Source organism: Streptomyces sp. NPDC016469 (assembly GCF_040632905.1).
In the GTDB taxonomy this organism is placed as follows: domain Bacteria; phylum Actinomycetota; class Actinomycetes; order Streptomycetales; family Streptomycetaceae; genus Streptomyces.
In genome coordinates this window covers 1-17,452 of sequence record NZ_JBEYCQ010000059.1, presented here as the reverse complement: position 1 = coordinate 17,452, position 17,452 = coordinate 1, and the positions used below count along the sequence as shown (strand labels likewise).

General features: G+C 69.1%; 16 protein-coding genes and 3 pseudogenes. 10 read left to right on the top strand and 9 right to left on the bottom strand.

What is annotated here, in order from left to right:
- Positions 1–1,318 precede the first annotated feature (1,318 nt).
- The 4 genes and pseudogenes from ABZ565_RS34585 to ABZ565_RS34570 all read left to right on the top strand — a co-directional run.
- Positions 1,319–2,233, top strand: a pseudogene (locus ABZ565_RS34585) (DEAD/DEAH box helicase family protein); the annotation flags it as partial.
- A gap of 11 nt (positions 2,234–2,244) precedes the next feature.
- The gene (locus tag ABZ565_RS34580) at positions 2,245–2,886 is read left to right on the top strand and encodes a galactosyltransferase-related protein (protein WP_361036102.1); all 642 of its coding nucleotides are present in this window, start codon (positions 2,245–2,247) and stop codon (positions 2,884–2,886) included.
- Positions 2,883–3,326 carry a hypothetical protein gene (locus ABZ565_RS34575; RefSeq protein ID WP_361036099.1) on the top strand — a complete coding sequence of 148 codons (444 nt, stop codon included), beginning with the start codon at positions 2,883–2,885 and terminating at the stop codon, positions 3,324–3,326. Before ABZ565_RS34580 ends, ABZ565_RS34575 begins: the two co-directional genes overlap by 4 nt.
- 193 nt (positions 3,327–3,519) lie before the next feature.
- Positions 3,520–4,614, top strand: a complete 1,095-nt coding sequence (locus tag ABZ565_RS34570) for a pyridoxal-phosphate dependent enzyme (protein WP_361036096.1) — start codon at positions 3,520–3,522, stop codon at positions 4,612–4,614.
- An 18-nt stretch (positions 4,615–4,632) separates the two neighbouring features.
- On the opposite strand, the gene ABZ565_RS34565 is transcribed toward ABZ565_RS34570, so the two are convergent.
- The 3 genes and pseudogenes from ABZ565_RS34565 to ABZ565_RS34555 form a co-directional block, all read right to left on the bottom strand.
- Positions 4,633–4,854: a hypothetical protein gene (locus ABZ565_RS34565; RefSeq protein WP_361036093.1), complete on the bottom strand. Its 222-nt coding sequence runs from the start codon at positions 4,852–4,854 to the stop codon at positions 4,633–4,635.
- A gap of 64 nt (positions 4,855–4,918) precedes the next feature.
- Positions 4,919–5,841, bottom strand: a pseudogene (locus ABZ565_RS34560) (IS5 family transposase).
- A gap of 160 nt (positions 5,842–6,001) precedes the next feature.
- Positions 6,002–6,772, bottom strand: a complete 771-nt coding sequence (locus tag ABZ565_RS34555) for a hypothetical protein (protein ID WP_361036090.1) — start codon at positions 6,770–6,772, stop codon at positions 6,002–6,004.
- Positions 6,773–6,834: 62 nt separating this feature from the next.
- On the opposite strand from ABZ565_RS34555, the gene ABZ565_RS34550 reads away from it, so the two are divergent.
- Positions 6,835–7,065 (top strand): hypothetical protein, encoded by a 231-nt coding sequence (locus ABZ565_RS34550; RefSeq protein WP_361036087.1) that lies wholly within the window; start codon positions 6,835–6,837, stop codon positions 7,063–7,065.
- A gap of 571 nt (positions 7,066–7,636) precedes the next feature.
- On the opposite strand, the gene ABZ565_RS34545 is transcribed toward ABZ565_RS34550, so the two are convergent.
- A complete protein-coding gene (locus ABZ565_RS34545; protein WP_361036084.1) occupies positions 7,637–8,224 on the bottom strand; it encodes an Imm21 family immunity protein in 588 nt (195 codons plus the stop codon).
- Between ABZ565_RS34545 and ABZ565_RS34540 the strand changes: the two are divergent.
- The 4 genes and pseudogenes from ABZ565_RS34540 to ABZ565_RS34525 all read left to right on the top strand — a co-directional run.
- Positions 8,210–8,635, top strand: a pseudogene (locus tag ABZ565_RS34540) (helicase associated domain-containing protein); the annotation flags it as partial. The gene ABZ565_RS34545 and the pseudogene ABZ565_RS34540 sit on opposite strands and share 15 nt — an antisense overlap.
- 175 nt (positions 8,636–8,810) lie before the next feature.
- Complete coding sequence (locus tag ABZ565_RS34535) at positions 8,811–9,485, top strand: dihydrofolate reductase family protein (RefSeq protein ID WP_361036081.1); 675 nt, start codon at positions 8,811–8,813, stop codon at positions 9,483–9,485.
- Positions 9,486–9,599: 114 nt separating this feature from the next.
- Positions 9,600–10,139, top strand: a complete 540-nt coding sequence (locus tag ABZ565_RS34530) for a GNAT family N-acetyltransferase (RefSeq protein ID WP_361036078.1) — start codon at positions 9,600–9,602, stop codon at positions 10,137–10,139.
- Between the two features lie 113 nt (positions 10,140–10,252).
- Positions 10,253–10,423, top strand: a complete 171-nt coding sequence (locus tag ABZ565_RS34525) for a hypothetical protein (protein WP_361036105.1) — start codon at positions 10,253–10,255, stop codon at positions 10,421–10,423.
- 137 nt (positions 10,424–10,560) lie between these two features.
- Here the strand turns inward: ABZ565_RS34525 and ABZ565_RS34520 are convergent, their stop codons facing one another.
- The 3 genes from ABZ565_RS34520 to ABZ565_RS34510 form a co-directional block, all read right to left on the bottom strand.
- Positions 10,561–11,454, bottom strand: a complete 894-nt coding sequence (locus ABZ565_RS34520; RefSeq protein WP_361036075.1) for a hypothetical protein — start codon at positions 11,452–11,454, stop codon at positions 10,561–10,563.
- 10 nt (positions 11,455–11,464) lie between these two features.
- Positions 11,465–13,282, bottom strand: a complete 1,818-nt coding sequence (locus tag ABZ565_RS34515) for a hypothetical protein (protein ID WP_361036072.1) — start codon at positions 13,280–13,282, stop codon at positions 11,465–11,467.
- A 423-nt stretch (positions 13,283–13,705) separates the two neighbouring features.
- Positions 13,706–15,319, bottom strand: coding sequence for a tannase/feruloyl esterase family alpha/beta hydrolase (locus ABZ565_RS34510; protein WP_361036069.1), 1,614 nt, complete (start codon positions 15,317–15,319; stop codon positions 13,706–13,708).
- Positions 15,320–15,569: 250 nt separating this feature from the next.
- On the opposite strand from ABZ565_RS34510, the gene ABZ565_RS34505 reads away from it, so the two are divergent.
- Positions 15,570–16,133 carry a CGNR zinc finger domain-containing protein gene (locus ABZ565_RS34505; RefSeq protein ID WP_361036066.1) on the top strand — a complete coding sequence of 188 codons (564 nt, stop codon included), beginning with the start codon at positions 15,570–15,572 and terminating at the stop codon, positions 16,131–16,133.
- A 162-nt stretch (positions 16,134–16,295) separates the two neighbouring features.
- Here ABZ565_RS34505 and ABZ565_RS34500 read toward each other — a convergent pair whose 3' ends face one another.
- Positions 16,296–16,769, bottom strand: coding sequence for a nuclear transport factor 2 family protein (locus tag ABZ565_RS34500; protein WP_361036063.1), 474 nt, complete (start codon positions 16,767–16,769; stop codon positions 16,296–16,298).
- Positions 16,770–16,906: 137 nt separating this feature from the next.
- Positions 16,907–17,098: a hypothetical protein gene (locus tag ABZ565_RS34495; RefSeq protein WP_361036060.1), complete on the bottom strand. Its 192-nt coding sequence runs from the start codon at positions 17,096–17,098 to the stop codon at positions 16,907–16,909.
- Positions 17,099–17,452: the final 354 nt, after the last annotated feature.

The window sequence follows — 17,452 nt, the reverse complement described above, 5'->3', positions numbered from 1 at the left end:
GTACCTCATCGCTGCGCGATGAGCAAGCGAAGCGCCGCGCTTCGCTTGGCGCGCCCCTTCCGCTTCGCTCCAGGGGCTGTGGGGCCGGCTCGCTTCGCTCCCCGGTCCGCGCGGAGCGCGGGCGTTCTCTCCGCTTCGCTGCGTGAACGCAGTGAGTGGGCCTCGCTTCGCGAGGCCCTGACGGGCTGCCACTTCGTGTCTGCCCGTTAGGGGTTCCGCTTCGCTTCACCCCTGGCCCTTCCGGCTTCGCCTCCAGGGTCGGAAGAGGCCCGCTGCCGCGGGCCTGGCTGGCTACAGGGGTGGGGGCGCCGGTGCCGGGGTGTATATGACGGGCTGTGACCACGATCCGGTCCTGTATCCCCGGGTCGGGTCTTGCCCGGTGAGCACCCCACCAGCACCACGGCATCACCGTCGCGGCACTCGGCCACTTGCCAGCCGTACTTACTGCACCAACCTCGAATCCGTACGGCTCTTCGACCGGACCCGAACCAGCTCCCACCCCCCAGCCCTCCAACCGCAATCCGAACAGGCACAGACAGAGAGCGCACTCCTTTCCGAGGAGGAGAGCAGGACACGAGCACTGCTTCCCATGCCGTAACGGGCTGCCGCTTCCTGGCCGTCCTCTTCGATCCGACCCGGTCCCGCCCGCTTCAGCTCCTCGCCGTGGGCCCTTCCGGCTGCGCCTCCAGCGCCTCCAGCGCCTCATGGCCCGGTCCGGTGCTCGGTGAGAAGGATGACTCCGGGGCGCGTGCGGATTGCCGATGGCGTGCGGGCCGGTTGGCTATCAGAAGGCAAACCCATGCAAGGACATGTGCCCCCGCCACCACGACCTGCCCGGTGCCGGCGCCGTCACTCACCCTCCATGCAAGTAATCCCGCACTGATGCCCAGCATCGGCCAGTAGATCCACTGAGCCCTTCGCCGGCCTGGCCTGGTCCACTCAGGTGGGCTATAGGAATCAGAACGCTGTCTCATAGCCGCCTCTCTCATCAAAGGGCACGTTCCCCCGGCCGCCCCGAGCACCCCTCCTCCCCCGGCCGTTCATCCGCAGCTACCGTGCGAGTTGGCTGAGCGCTGACTCCGGCGCGCCCCGTATGCTTCATTTGTGGATAGAGATAAGCTATGGACTCAGAACCTCCCAGCGCTGATCGGTCGGGGGGAATGAGCGGAGCCGCTGCAACGGCTCCACGGGTGCCCGAGCAGAGTGGACAGCCGGCCGTGTCGGTTCATCCTCCGGTATCGCCTCCTCCCAGGGCAGGTGACTGATCCCGCCGACCGGATCGAGCAGGGCACCACGTGATCAGGAGAAGGCAGGCAAGATGCCGAGCACAGGCCGCACTAACCCGCGTGAGGCAGCGCAGCAGGAGGCTGTCGAGGCGGTTGTTCGTGCGCTCGAACTGCCTGCGCGGTCGGTCGTGCCGGAGAGGGGGCTGCGGACACAGGTGATCATGGCGACCGGGTCCGGGAAGACGCGGGTCGCGGCCCGTAGCGCGGAAAAGCTCCGAGCCGGACGCGTGCTCGTGCTCGTCCCCTCTCTCGACCTGCTCACCCAGACCGAGGCCGCCTGGCGGGAGGCCGGCCGTACGGGCCCGATGATCGGGGTCTCGTCCCTGCGGGGCGAGGACGCTTCGTTTCCAAACACCACGGACGTGCAGGAGCTGGTCGAGTGGGTGCGGCCGTTCGACAAAGTCACCGTATTCGCCACGTACGCCTCGCTCGGGCTGGGCACACTGGAACGCGCACACGCCGCGGGCCTACCCGGCTGGTCGCTGATCACAGTAGACGAGGCCCACCGCGTTTCGGGCCGGATCGGGAAGCCGTGGGCCGTCGTCCACGACAACACCCGCATCCCCGCTCTACGCCGGCTCTACATGACGGCTACGCCGCGTCTGTGGCAGCTGGACGAGAACGCCGGCCGCCGAGCGCCGGCCGAGCTGGTCGCGAGCATGGACGATGACCCCGAGGGCCCCTTCGGCAGCAGGGCGTACACCCTGACCCTCTCCGAGGCCGTGGACCGAGGCATCTGTGCCCCGTACCAGGTCGTCTGCGTCGACATCACCGACACCCGGCTCCAGGCCGCGCAGCTCCTGAGCGTGGAGGGCCGTTCAGATGAGATCCGCGGGGCCCGGCTCGCCGCGCTCCAGACCGCCCTGGTGAAGGCGTCCGCAGAGGAAGGGTTCCGCCGCACGCTGTCCTTTCATCACCTGGTCCGCGAGGCCGAGGCATTCGCGGCGCCGTCACCGTCATGATCGACTCGGGTGTGATGCTGCACAGTGGAGCGCTGGCCGCCCATCTGACGGCCCACCGGGAGGCTTCCGGGCCGGTCGCGCTCGTCGGTTATCTCTACGGTTTCACGGTCGACAACGCCGACGCGGAGGCCCTGGAACGGGAGATCGACACGGACGATCCGGACGCGACCATCGCCCGCTTCGCACGGACGGGCACCCGGTTCGACATACGGGAGCACTTCTACGGGAAGTACACGGACGACTTCGACGGTCTCCCCGCCCCGTGGGTGGTGTTCTGGTCCGGCCATGTCTCGGCCACGACCGAGGCGATCCGGGCCGCGGGCGGCTTCGACGAGAACTTCCGGTCCTGGGGCGGCGAGGACCTCGACCTCGCCTACCGGCTGCACCGGGACGGGCTGCGGTTCGCGCTGTGCCGGGACGCGACGGGCATCCACCTGCCGCACTACAAGGACTTCGAGGAGAACGAGGACGCGGCGGCGCCCAACTACCGCTACATGGCGCGGAAGTACGGCACGCCCATCACCGGGCTGCTGACCGAGATGCGTACCGTCTCACCGTTCGACTTCAACGAAGTCATCGCCGAGCGCGGGCTTCCGGCCTGCGCCGACCATCTCGCACGGCACGGGGTCGCCGGATGAAGCGGCTCCTGCCGGACGGGGTGGCCCGGCTGCTCGCGGCGCGCCGGGACATCGCCCGCCTGCTGCCCCGGGCCGGAGCCACGCCGGTCGTCGCGAGCGCGGTGGTCAACGTCCTCCTCGGCCTCCTGCCGGTGCTGTTCGTGGTGGCCGGCGCCCTGGTGCTGGGCCGGGTCCCGGCGGCAGTGCAGGGCGGGACCGGCTCGCCCGCCTTCGACACGCTGATCCGGGCCTTCGTGCTGGCGGCTGCCGCGTTCGTGGGACAGCAGATCCTCGCCCCCGTCCAGCAGGCACTCGGCGAGTCGATGGCCCGGCGCATCGACGGCCGGGTGCTGGACGAACTGATGGACGCAGCGACGTCAACACCCCAACCGCCTGCTCTCCCGCTTGGACGTCTCGACGGATCGCCGCGAAGAGCGCGGACTTGTCCGCGCTGGTGGTGACACGTCGCTTGGGCTTGTCCGAGGCCGACCTCGCACGCTTCTGTCTCACCAGATCGGCCAGCACCAGCTCCAGAACACTTTGTTGACGGCCAGTCACTGCGGCCAGTCACTCAGCGCGTAGTCGTTTCCCGCGCCCGTAGTCGCGCCGAACGACTGGGTTCGCTGTGCAGCGCCTCCAAGTAGGGTTCGTGTCATGGCCACTCAACACCCCGGCTCGTGGGCTGCCGATGCCATCCAGCGGATACTGGAGGATGGTCTGGGCCTGACGCCGACGCCTCTGCGCGCGCTTTCGCTGCCCGCGATCCGGGACATCGTGATCTACCTCAAGGACGAGTCCGCGCACCCCACCGGCAGCATGAAGCACCGCCTGGTGAGGGCCATGTTCCGTGAGGCAGTCAGCAGAGGGACCATCAGGGCCAATACGCCTGTCGTTGCGGCCGGCAGCGGAGCGGTCGCTGTCGCCTGCGCTCACTTCGCCAGGCTGCTGGGCCTGGAGTTCACCGCCGTCGTGCCGGTGAGGACCTCCGCAAACGCCCTGGCCAGGATCGAAGGAGAGGGCGGACGGTTCCGGGTGGGCGAGCAGCCACCGGCGGCGTTGCAGCAGGAGGCGAGGGCGTTGGCCGAGCAGTTGGGTGGCCACTTCCTGGACCACTTCAGCGACGCGGAGCGAGCGGTGGCCTGGTGTGGTGAGCCAACGATCGCCGGCGAGATCTTCGATCAGTTGCGCGGTGAACCACACCCGATTCCGCAGTGGATCGTGACCGGTGCCGGAACAGGAGCAACCTCGGCAGCGATCGGACGCCACCTGCGGCGGCACGGTCATCCGACCCGGTTGGCCGTGGTGGACCCCGAGAACTCCGCCTATTTCCCCGCGTGGGCAAGCGGGTGTGACGACTACACCACGGGAATGCCCTCGCGGATACCTGGCATCGGCCGCCCACGCACGGAGCCCGGCTTCCTGCCAGAAGTGATTGATCTGATGATCCCGGTAGCGGATGCGGCGTCCATTGCGGCCCTGCGGTGGCTTCGCACGGCTGCCGCGCTCGACGCCGGACCGGCGACCGGCACCAACTTCTGGGGAACGTGCCATCTCGTAGCGCGGATGCGCGAAGCGGGGACGCAGGGCAGCATCGTCACCATGATCGGCGACTCCGCTGGTCCGTACCGGAAGACTCATCTCAACGCGGAGTGGGTGCGGTCCCAGGGACTCGACCCCGCCCCGTACGAGGCCGACATTGAGCGGTTCGCCCGTACCGGGAACTGGCCGGCCGGCCGACGGTCCGTGTGAAAGCGGGCTCGGATGTCCTCAGTGCCCTTTCCCGACCGGATGGATGGGATGGGACGTGGGCTGACTTCGCTGAGCACGGTCAGGCGTCGACAACCGCTGTCGTGTGACGTCGACAAAGCCCATCCACCCGATTGACCCCACGGGCTTGCCCGCTCCACGTCCGAGTTGGCGTCCGCGCATGCGATAGGAATCGCCTTTGAGGGAGTGGACCTCGGCGTGCTGGACGAGGCGGTCGATCATGGCCGCGGCCACGGTTCCGTCACCGAAGACCTGTCCCCAGCGTCCGAAGGCACTGTTTCTCGGATCATGTTCTGAGCCAGATGACGAGTGCTGCGAGCGTGACGGTACCGAGGTAGATGTAGGCGCGTTTCTCGTAGCGGGTGGCGACAGCGCGGAAGCCCTTGAGGCGGTTGATGGTGCGTTCGACAGTGTTGCGCTTCTTGTAGCACTCGCTGTCGAAACCGGTCGGTCGACCGCCTCGGGCACCTCGGTCCTTTCGGTGTCTCTGTTGGTCGAGACGTTCAGGAATCGTGTGCGGGATGCCTCGTCGTCTCAGGTAGCGGCGGTTTCTGCGGGAGGTGTACGCCTTGTCCGCCAGGACACGGTCGGGCCGGGTGCGAGGCCGGCCGACTCCGGTGCGGGGCACCGACACCTGCTCCAGGACCCGCTCGAGCTGGGGTCCGTCACCGTAGTGTCCGGGTGTCAGGACGAAGGCGAGGGGCCGGCATCGCCCATCGGCGGCCAGGTGGGTCTTGGTGGTGAATCCTCCGCGGGAACGTCCCAGACACTCGCCGATCTGACCACCTCCTCCAGCCGGACCACCAGTTTCCGCAGTACCGGATCGACCTGGTTCGTCCCCTGCTCGGCCCCCTTTTGAGGAAGGGCGGCCGGAGGATCCTTCCTCGCACCGGCGGCGTGCTGTACCGCTGTCGAGTCCACCGACACGTCCCAGTCGATTCCGCCCGCCGCGTCCTCAGCTGGCTGGATGCGGGACAGCAGCATTTGCCAGGTTCCATCAGCTGACCAGCGGCGATGTCGTTTATAGACCGTCTCCCACGGCCCAAACCGCTCGGGCAGATCCCGCCACTGCACGCCCGTTCGCACCAGGTAGAGAACCCCGTTGATCACCCGTCGGTGGTCACTCCACCGACCACCACGCGCACCACCACGGGGCAAGAACGACTCCAGCCGATCCCACTCCGCATTCGTCAGATCCCCACGGCCCATGCAGCCAGCCTGACCCCAACACCCCACCCACGTCAGGAGATCCGAGAAACAGTGCCTAGGTGTTGTCGTGTGGCAGGGGTACCTCACGCGCGGAGCGCTGAAGGTCAGTCAGCTGATGACCGCTGGGACGGGCAGTCCGGTTGCACCAGGCAGATTGCGTTCACACAGGTTCGATGATGATGCACTTCTGCTCATGAAGGGCCTCGAGCACTGCCTGCCAGCGACTGCGGCCTCCCGACGACCAACCTAGAGCCCATGCCGGCGCGTCAGCTGTTCGAGCTACCGCTGCGAGTGAGTCCAGAGTCTTCAGCACTCGTGGCACTCCTAGGGGGACCTTGCACCCGATGTGCGCCCGGCTGAGCTCGTCTTGGTCGCGTTCGGCGTCGGGGTCCCGGAACCGCGCCACCGCAGTATCGCTGGGCAGCGCCCCGTTCTGGTGGGTCAGCAGATGCCGCAGATCTCGGGCCCACATCACCTCGTCAGTATCGACTTTGCTGCCGAGGACCTGATGCCCCGTAACCAGCGTCCTCCACGACGGAGACTCGTATCTCGGCGGGGCGGCGAGCTTGATGTGGTGCACCTTGCCGGCAAGAGTGAGTGAAGAACCGAGGGCTTCCTGGAGCGCCTTCTCCAGGTACACCTCGAAGGCGGTGACAGCGTTCTTGATGACTGAGGCTTCTGTGATCCAGTCGTATGCGTGAGGCCAGAGTCCGTCGACCGTGTCGTCGAAGAGGTCGACGTGTTCGTCCCCGTAATGCAGGTATGGGTCGAAGCGTTCGTTCATGACCTTCTCGGCCTCGTCCCAGGCCTCCTGATAGGCCCTTCCCGACCACCCGGCCGACAGCCGGAGGAAGGCACGGTTCTCCCGGTCGCTCCACTTCCAGTCTTCGAAGGCTCGGCTGACGGTTCCGCTGTCCTCATTCCGCGTCATGAGACGAGAGTAGAGAGCCAACGTCAGACGCCTCAGGGGTTTTTACCGCAGCTGATGACGGGATGGAGGCGCTGCTCCATCAGCTGGTGCTCGGCGGCAGCCAGGTGGCCACGACGGTGCGGGAGACGCCCGCGTTCGCGGATCGCGGGTTCGACGCGACAACGATCACGGACATCGCCCAGCCGCGGGGCCTCGCGGCGCACCGTCACCCCTATTTCCTCTCGAAGCGGTACGCCTCGACCACCTCGCCGAAACCCACCACCACCCCCACTGAGGCCGATAGGCACACCTGACAGGCAGGCAAAACAGCCTTGACCAGCAAAACACCGACCGAGCCATTACACGCTGCCGAAACCCGCAATAAACCTGGTCTCACTCCACACACCACAGATATCCCCAGCTCACACACCGGGACCATCAGGGTCTAACCGCCCGCTTGGCTTCTCAGCGAACCCACAACACACCAGGCCAGCAGTCCCTTAATACACCAACAAACCCCCCACCGGGCGTTACCAGGACTTGACCAAAACCCCAACCTGCCGCTTCCCTCCGCCGCCCGTGGGAACGGCCGACGGAACCGAGCAAGCACACCCCTGCCTGCGCCCAACGCTGGTTCAGGAACCTCCACACGAAGACCGGCCGGCCACCCGGCTCCAAGAACCGGCGGTACGCCCGCCACGGAGTGCTTCCCAGCGCGTGCGCAAAAAACCCGCCCCCCGCCTCGACGAGCAAGCGCAGCTCCCACCTCGTGACGCCGAGGGCGCAACGTGGCCAGTGGACACGACCCCATTACGGTGCGGGCTCTCCTGCGCGTCGAACTTCGACCAATCGCCGCCGAAGTTTGAGGCAAAGGGGAACCGAGCGTCAGGAGTGACCGCCCTCGGCGACGAGCTGCACCAAGCCGACCCATGGAAACTCGCCGCCCTTATGGACCGCCCGCACCCTCCATTGGCCTGCCGGAAGTTGCACTGGAGCCTGATCCGGCTGACCCCCGCCGGGATACTCCACCCCCAGATCGGCGCCCGCTTCGGCCGAATCCATCAACACCGCCGGGCCATCGTTGACCCACAGTCCGCTGTCCTCCCAAGCGGTGTCCGGATCGGCCAGAACCGCCTCGACCGCCATGAACAGCTCGGCCTCGGAGTCCGCAGCCAACCACCGGACGAAGAGCCGTTCCTCTGGCAGGAAGCATGTCTTTGCGGGTTCATCGGCCAGGACGAGCGCGGTTGCGGCGCCATCGCCCACGGCGATCACACCGGCCAAGTCCTCCACCTCGCAGGCACGATCGTAGTCATCACGGACATCCCCATCACCAAGAACAGACCCGTCCTCGGTGCATCCACCCCAGGCGTTCACCGAGGACTCCGGAACAACGATCAAGGGGCCGCCCATCGACCGCACCCACACCAACCCAGCACGGTCACAGCGATCAGTGTCGTGAGAAACATCCATACGCGCAGTCTGCCGCCCACCACTGACACCCCTCCGAAGCCGGCGCCGGGTCGGGCGACCTGGTCACTCAAACTTCGATGTCACACGCTCAAAATTCGATGCCACAGGACAAGAGCGAGCGGCGCGACTGGGGAGGGGGATGGCGGCGAGACGGGTGGATCAATTCGGGTGGACGGGCCGGCCGCCCTCGCCGCGTTCACCAACCTGCGGGTCCCAGGCCTCAACCCCGAACACGAGCACTGGCGACGCGGCGTGGAGGCCGCCGTCATCTACGCCCGCGAGCACGGCGACCTCCGCGTCCCGTCCACGTTCCGGGTGCCCGCCGTCGATGACCAGGAGGCGGAAGGCACGGGGTGGCCGGCCTCGCTCGCCAACTTCCCGCTGGGGCAGTGGACCGCCGACGCGCGCCGGTTCTACGCCCGCGGCGGCATGGACGAGGACCACGTCGCGCAGCTGGAGAAGCTCGGCATGATCTGGTCACACTTCGACGTCGCGTGGGAGGAGGGCCTGTCCGCCGCGCGCGGATGGGCCGCCAAACACGGGCACGTCCTGGCCCCGCTGGACGCCACCTTCCAGGGGGTACCGGGTGGGCGTCTTCCTGAAGAACGCGCGGGCCGCCGCCCGCAAGGCTCAGGAGATCGAGCAGCGGCGTGCCGAGGGGCTGCCGGTGGAGTCGTCGGTCGGGGCGCTGTCGGACGAGCGGCGCGAGCAATTGGAGGAGATCGACGCGTCCTGGTGCCCGAGCTGGCCGGTGACGTGGCAGCGCTGCTTCCACCTGGTGAGGATGCACCTGGACGCGAACGAGGCGCTGCCCACCGAGGCGGGCGACGTCGTGCGCCAGGGGGAGGATCTGGGGCGGTGGGTGCAGTCGGTGCGGTTCGGCTGGGACGAGCTCACGGCCGTGCAGCAGTGGATGTGCGAGCAGGTTCTCGGGATCGAGCCCGCGACCGAGGACGAGAAGCCCAAGCGCCGTACGCAGGCCGACAAGTGGGCGATGAACTACGAGGCCGCCAAGCAGTTCTACGAGCGCGAGGGGTACCTCCAAGCCGCGGCCGATCACGACATCACCGTCGACGGCCCCAACCTCGCGGCCCAGGCGATCGAGGCCGGGCTGGGCGACGAATACCACCTGTTCATCACCACGAGCGTGGTCGGCGGCGGCAAGCGGTTCTTCCCCGACGGCGTGCACCTCGATCTCGACCTGGTCGAGGAGCGCGCGTTCGGCAGCGGGCTGATCTACGCGCGCTACCGGGCCGGCTGAGCCGCAGGGGCCGGTCCCGCCTCCCGGTGCAAGGGCGGAGGACTTCGCCCGGCTTCCAGCGGCCCGTAGAAATCGGATTGCCCCGGGGGGCAGCGCTCGCGTTGGCTGGGCAGCATGGCTGGACTGCGCACCGAGCGCCTCGTGCTCCGTCGATGGCAGGACTCCGACCTCGAACCGTGGGCGGCGATGAATGCCGATCCCGAGGTGCGGGAGCACTTGGGCGACTTGCTCACCCGGGAACAGAGCGATGCCTCCGTGGCGCGGTTCCAGGCCGAGTTCGACCAGCGGGGCTACGGGTGGTGGGCAGTCCAGGTGCGGGCCACGGGCGGGTTCATCGGCTTCGCGGGCCTGGACCGAGTGGATGACGGCATGCCGTTCACGGGGGTCGAGATCGGTTGGAGGCTCGCTCGCCCGGCCTGGGGGCGGGGTTACGCCACCCAGGCGGCCCTGGCCGGCCTGGCCTTCGGTTTCGAAGCGCTCGGGCTCCCCGAGATCCTTGCGGTGACGACTGCTGCCAACCTCCGTTCCCAAGCGGTGATGCGCCGGATCGGCATGACCCGCGACCCGGCCGACGATTTCGACGACCCCGCCGCGCCCGAAGGGCCTCTGCGCCCGAACGTGCTGTACCGGATCGCGCGCGGTGCGGGGAGCTGATGCCCTGGCGGAACGCTACTGGTCCGAGGTGTCCGGGGTGGTGAACAGGTCCTGGAGGTCCGGGTCGCCAGGTTGAGCAGCCAGGTGTGGGCGGGGTCGTTGTCGTACCGCTGGTGCCCGAGCAGGTAGAGCGGTACGGGCGGCAGGTCGAAGGGCAGCGGCAGCGTGGTCAGGCCGAGCTCGTCACGGCGGAGCGGGTGACCGCGTCGGGGAGGGTGACCACGACGCCGGCGTCACGGGCGAGCTACAGCCAGGTCCGCACCGACGCGCGTGCCGGGTCGTAGGGTCGCGGGCCTTCCAGGCGCGCCGGAGCGTCTCCTGCACCAGATCCTCGGCCTCGTGCACCGACCCCGTCGCGGCGTGGCGCGATCGGCGATCTCTGAGGGCCGACTCCGGTGATCCTGAACGGAGTTCTATGCGCTCAGCCGCCTCGTACGATCACGGCTATGCCGCCGACCGGCCGCTCGTCGCGGTACTGGGCGATCTGGAAGGGTGCGAAGGCGTCGCTGCCCACCTCGTCGGTGACGACGAGCAGCAGTTCCATGTCGCGCTGCTCCATCGGGCTCAGCGTGAGCGTGTGGGTCAGCTCGTTCTGCCCCTGGGCCTCTTCCCCGGTGGTGGTGTCCTTCAGGGACAGCCAGGCCGATGCCTCGACCGGGCGCAGGCGCTCGTCGTTGGGGATGTTGCCCCACAGCTCCCGGGGCATCGGGCGGACGCCGATCTGGTACGTGGCGTCGTCGTCCGCCGGGTTCGTCGCGAGGAACGCGAAGGGTTCCGGCGCGGTGGGGGCGGCCGGCAGGACGGCCAGGTTGTGCTGGGCCCAGTGCCTGTCGTTGACGGGGTCCGCGAGGCCTCCGGCGGCGACGTTGTCCAGCGGGTGCCAGACCTTGGCCAGGAGGCAGATGTGGTTGCCCGAGCTCGCCGGGATCCGGGCGGTGAGGGGGGTGGTCTCGGCCCGGCCGCCGTGCGGGGGCACCTCGACCGGCGAGAACCCCATGAACTTCGACGGGTCGGGGATGACGGGCCCGCTCACCGGCTTGGACCACCAGAGGCCGACGTACGCCATCGAGGGGCTGTTTCCGCCCTGCCAGTTGCCGATGGCCACCTGAGCGGTCAGGTCCTGTCCGGGCTGGAACGCCGTCAGCGGCTGGATTCCCGAGCAGAGGTACCAGCAGACGCCGTTGGGTACGGGGCGCTCGCCGTCGTCCTCGCCCACGTCGGGCAGGTCGGGCGGCGGGTAGCTGTGGATGTAGAGGTAGGGCCGGTCGTTGCCCCCCTCGTGCGGTTGTTGCTTCCGGCCTCGATCGGTGTCCATGGCTGGGTCCTCACAGGTCCTGGTAGGCGAGGATGTCGACGCCCACCGGGTCGTCGTCGATCGGGCCGCGGGTGGACCAGCACGGGTGGGCCGTGCCCCGGTCCGCGTCGAGGTCGAGGTTCGTGTCGCCGGGTGTGCCCCGGGCAACGTCCTCCCACCTGCGTACGCAGTCGGGGCCGGTGGCCGTGAGGACGATGCCCGGGTCGGCGCCCACGGGAACGGTCTTCGTGTAGTCGACCGGGTTCTCCATCTCGGTCCGCGGATAGCGGTAGAACGTGCGGACGTCGTCCGTTTCGGGGCGGTGCGGCTGCATGGTGTCGCCCGGTACGGCGAGGAACTGGTGGTAGAGCGGGAAGCCCAGCCGCCCCTCCGGGTAGATGAGGCCGCAGCCGGACAGGAAGGCGCCCGCCTTGCCCAGGGCTTCCCACAGCCGTACGTGGAGGTCGAACAACTGGGAGACCAGCTCGTCGAGTTGGGGGACTCTGGCGGCCTCCGCGAAACCGCTGCCGGTGAGGGGTTGGCTCTGCGAGGCCAGTGCGTCCTTCTCGGCCTGGCTGAGGTCGGTGGAGAACGCGTTCCGCCAGTTCTCCGCCACGTGCTTGTCCCAGAACGTGCAGCTCTTCTCCTCGCTCCACTCCCCCCAGCACGGGCCCCCGAGCAGTACGGCAAAGCAGAGGAACGCCAGCACGGCCAGGCAGAAGCTGCCGCAGGCGCTCTCGCTGTCGGCGGTGCTGTCCGTCGCCGTCGGGGGCCCGACCTGGCCGCCGCCGTACCCGTGGTAGGTGGTCGGTTTCACCCCGGGGCCGTGGGCGTACGGGGGTGTGGCCGTCTCGGGTGTGATGGCCGGCTGCGGCGGGTGCGCGGGGTCGGCGAAGAACTTCGTGACGAACGAGGCGGGCGGCAGGGCCGGCGCGGGCGGCTGGACGAAGGTGTCGAGGAGTTCCAGCTGCCTGATCAGGCGCCCGTAGCCCAGGGCGGGATTGGGCACCGGGCTCAGCTTCGACAGGTCGTACGTCTCCCCCAGCGACCTCGTGAGGAAGTCGGCTGTCTCGCCGGGCAAAGTCGCCTCCGGCGCGTTGTCGAAGCGCAGGGAGTCCGCGATCGCCCGGCAGCTCCGTACGTCCGGGTACCGTTCGCCGCACCACGATCCGACGGCGTTACGGGCTATGCGGTCCCGGAGCCGGTGAGAGCGGCGTGGTCCGCCGACGACCTGGGTGAGGTAGACGGAGCCGGTGGCGTTCGCCGCGTAGCCGGACAGGATGCCGAAGGCCAGGGCGCGGGTCTCTCCCGTACGGGCTTCGGCGAACGCGGTACGTACGAGCGCGTCGGTCCTGCGGGCGAGGAAGACGTCTCCCCATCCCCACTGGGACACGGGTTCGTTCTGCTGGCGCGGGTGGCGCGGGATGTGGGCCATGGTCCGCAGGCGTTTGCCGAGGCTGTCCATCCGGAGGAACGTTCCCTTCGCGTCGCTCGTGGCGTGGCGCAGGCTCAGGGTGGCCTCGCAGAACCTCGACGCGGCTTCGGGGCTCGAAGGGTCGGACAGGGCCGTCTCGATCTCGCCGCGGATTCTGCCGATCTCGGCGTAGAGGGCGAGGCCGTCCGTCCACATCTTCGCCGCTTCCTCGAGCAGCTCGGCCTCGGTGCCGTCGGATGCGGCGTGGGCGAGGACGTGGTCGAGCAGGGCGCCGAGTCGCACGTGTGCGGGGTGGTCGGCGCAGTCGTCGACGAGCTGGTTACGGGCCGCGTCGAGCGCCGGGTCGACGGGGGTGGCCGCGAGGGTGTCGAGCTGCTGCGACAGGGCGACGACATGGGTTCGGGCGTCGATCATGACGCACACCCCTTTTTGGGTGTCGGTGATGACCCACCGGTTCTTGGGTGTCGGTGCCATCGGACGAGATCCGCGACGGGTGCGGTCCGCCGTCGGCGCGGTGCGTATTCCCTGCGGCCGACCGGGCCTTCGATCGCGCGTTGCGGAATTCTCGAAATGGCCTGTGCCACCAGCATCGCGCCGTTCCGTGCACCCGGCAACTCCGTCATGGGCCGGCGGCCGGCCGGCCGACGCGGGTGCGGTACGCGCCGGACACGGCGGTCAACTGGCTTACTGGCCGAGGTGGTTCGTATGCTTCGATACTCAGTTGCGGGTCACGGGGCCTCGTCCTTCGCGAAGTGGGCGGCGGAGTGGGTCAGATCCGATGGGGCCGGGGCGGAGAACCCTTGCTCCTCGCCGTACCCCCCTGCCTGGGCCGCTCGGTCAGTGCCGGGACGGGGCGGCGCACCGGAAGCCGGCGGCGTGGCCCGTGGAGCGGGGCACCTCGGGGTAGTGGCACAGGTTGCGCTCGACCGGTGTGCCGTCGGCGGCGATCAGGGTGGCGGGCAGCGTCTCGGGGGCCTTGCCGTGCTCGACCCAGGCGGTCAGCGCGGCCAGGCCGTCGGCCGAACCGTCCTGGCCGTCGAGACCGCAGTGGCTGGTGCCCGGGGCGAGGAAGACGCGGTAGAAGGTGTCGACCGCCTTGGAGCCGCCCAGTTCCCGCTCGACCCGCTCGTGGTACTCGACCGTGCCCCGGGCCGGGATGAACTGGTCGTCCTGGCCGTGCCAGGTCAGCAGCTTGCCGCCGGACCTGCGGAAGCCGGACAGGTCCGGGTCGTCCGTGCCGATGACCTCGTCGTACTCGGCCCGGGACTGCTTGAACAGCTGGGTGAACTCGCTGTAGGTGATCTCGGATACGTCGTAGAGCGGGTCCTTCTTCAGCCAATTGGCGACCCAGGACTCCGGGACCCCGAAGGGGGCGCCCACGACGGTGCCGTCCGGGGTGGTCGTGGTGCCCGCCAGGCCCTTGAGGTCGGCCGTGACCGGGACGCCGGACCACAGCTTCTTGCCGGTGGTGGTGCGCGGGCCGTCCCAGATCTTTCGGACGACGGACGCGTCGGCGGCGGTGATGGTCAGTTCCCTGCCGTCGCACACGACCTTGGTTCCGATCAGGCGGCGCGGGTCGAAGTCGCATCGGGACGGGTCGTTGACCAGGCCGTCCTCGGCACCGTCGGGCTTGTCGCACGCCTTGACGGCGGCGTTGGTGAAGGCGTCCAGCTCACAGCCGGTGGGGTAGGTCTTCTCGTTGTTCATGACGACCTGCGGCCACAGCGTGGCGACCTCGAATTCGTCCCAGTTGACCGCGGGCGCGTCGGCGAGGATGCCGTCGTAGTCGTCGGGGTGGCGCTGCGCCTCCGCGTAACCCTGGCGGCCGCCGGTGGAGCAGCCGGTGAAGTAGGAGTACGCGGCGCGCTCGCCGTAGACCGAGGCGACGACCTGTTTGCCGGCCACGGCGGCCTCGTGCTGGGAGCGGTGGGAGAAGTTCTTCAGCGACGTGGTGTTGACCGTGCCGTCGCTCTTCAGCGCCCAGCTCACGTCGAGGACGTCGCCGACGCCGGCGTCCGTGGTGGTGGCCGCGTAGCCGCTCCTGACGGCGTTGCCCATGCCGACGCCGTTGTCCCCGGCGAGGTAGGCGCTGCCGCCGAGTGCCTGGAAGCGGCCGTTCCAGCCCTTCTCCGGCAGCCAGTTGGAGATCGTCACGTGGTCGCCCTCGCCCGGGTGGGTGAGGGCGACGGTCACCTTGCAGAAGGCGGGGACGTCCTTGGCCTCGCCGCCGAGGAGGCCGGTGCCCTTGATGGTTCCGCCCGCATCGCGGACCGCCGTCACGGACTCCACCTCGGTGCCGGCCGGCGCCTCGACCGGCGCCTGGGCGCAGTGGAACGCCGTGGGGGATGCGGGCGTCCGGCCCGTCCGGTCCTCGGCGGAGGCGGTCGGCAGGCAGACCGCCGTGGCCAGGGGCACGCCGGCCGCGATCGCGGCCAGAAGTCGTCGATTCATGAGTGCCCGTCCAGGCAGTAGGGGCGTACGGGGGCCGCGTGTCGACACACGTGTGCGGCAGGGGGAAGCACAACCGGCGACGGCGGGAGCCATGGGCTCACCGTGCGGCGGAGACCGATCGAGAATGTATCACCGGTTAGACAGGTGACGAAAGGAATGCGGGTCCGGCGCTCCGGCGTTCCGGTCACTGGTCGGCTCGAACGATGGCGCGTTCTTGCACCTCGATACGGTCACCTGTCAGAATGGTGACGTGAACCTTGACCATGTCTTCGTCTGCGGGAACCCGGCGCTCGACTTCGCGGCCACCCTCCGGGCCCGGCGGTCGACGCGCTTCGAGATGTTCGTGTCTCCGGACCGGCTCAACGCCTGGTACCTGGAGTCCGGGCTCGTGGACGCGGTCGTCCCCGGCACCGAGAACGACGTCCGGGCGGCGGTCACCGTGCGCGAGGCCGCCTACCGGCTGATCACCGACCGCCGCCTCGGCGAGGAGTTCGACCGCGAGGCACTCGCCGTGCTCAACGCCGCCGCGCGCAGGCCTCCCGTGACGCCCCAGCTCACCCCGGCGGGCCGGCACACCGAGGCGACGCCCGCCCAGGCCCTGGCCACCGTCGCCCAGCGAACAGTCGAGCTGCTCAGCGGCCCGGACGTGCCCTTGCTGAAGGAGTGCGGCAACCCCGAGTGCACGCGCGTCTACATCGACCGGTCCCGGGGCATGCGACGGCAGTGGTGCGGCATGGAGTCCTGCGGCAACAAGTACAAGGCCGCCGCCTACCGGGCCCGCAAGAAGACCGCGGCGGCGGACGCCGCGAGCTGACGGGCGCCGGCCCCGGCCCCGGATCGCGCGGGGTGGGGCTTCGGCTCTCCGGCGCCGCCCGGGCGGACTCGGGGTGGGCGGCCGCGCGCAGTTCGCGCGACGCGCTGTGCCGGTGGCTTATGACGGTGCCCTGCGCCCCCGCCCCCCGCCTGGCTCTCCGCGCTACCGCCCGGTGGCGGCCTGGTGCAGATGACGGCTCACATCGCCCACCATGCGGATCTGAACCCTCCGCTCCACGAAACGCCACTGCCCTTCGCGGCGGGCGAAGCGGTCGCAATACCGGCCCGCGGCGACGGGCTGCAGCGGCAGGTCGGCGAGCGACTGGAGGACGGTGACGTACGAGCGCGCGACCGCCGCGCCCGCCTGTTCGTCCACCTCGACGCGGATGTTGGTGGTGACGTGCTGCGTACGCGGCGTGCCGTCGGCATGGACGATCACGGTGTTCCGGAACATCTCCTCGATCGCGGCGCTTCCGCCGACCGGCTCGCCGCTGCCGTGGAACGTGGCGTCGGCCAGCAGAGCGCCGAGGCCGGCGAAGTCGCCGTCGTCCACGAGTTCGGCGTACCGGGCGATCAGGTTCTCGATGATCCGGTGACTCGGCAGGGAGTCGCCGAGCGGGCAGGAGGGCGTGGGCACGAACTTCTCCATGGTGGCCTTCGAGGGGCGGGTGGCTCTCGCGCGACGAGGGGCGCGGGTGATTCATCGGGGGTGCCCAGGGCGGCCGTAGCCCGCGCGGCGGCCGCCGCGCGGGGCGAAGGGGCCGAACGGTGCTGCTACAGGCCCAGGTCGAGGGCGACGCACGAGTAGAACTTCCACGAGTTCTCGGGGGTGTACGTGTCTCCCCCGGCACCCGGCGCAGCTTCCACCTCCGCCGTCATGTCCTCGCCGCGGATCCGCTCGGGGAGCTTGCCGAAGCGCATGTGCCTCACTGCCGCGTCGGCGTCCATGGCGCGTTCCTTGTTCATGGCTCTGCCCCACTTCTTCGGTCGTGGATCACGTCCTGTTCGTCGCTCCGGGCGACTACTGCCAGCATGCACCCCCGCTCGTCACCCGTCAAACCAGTGACGCAATTACTGACGGGTGACTGTGCATGCCGTGCACCCTAGGCCGCCCGCCTTCGCCGTCACGTCGGGCGGCCTCTGTCTCCCCCCCGTTACCGTTTTCGTGGCTCCGGGGTGGGGCTACCGGCCTTCGGGTCCGGCATGACTTCCCCCCCTTGTTAACCATGACAATGCCGTTGCTTTTGGGGCTACTGCCATCTGTGGTTCAGGGCGATGGTGACGGCTGGGCGGTGCTGGCTGGCGGGTTCGTCGGATGCC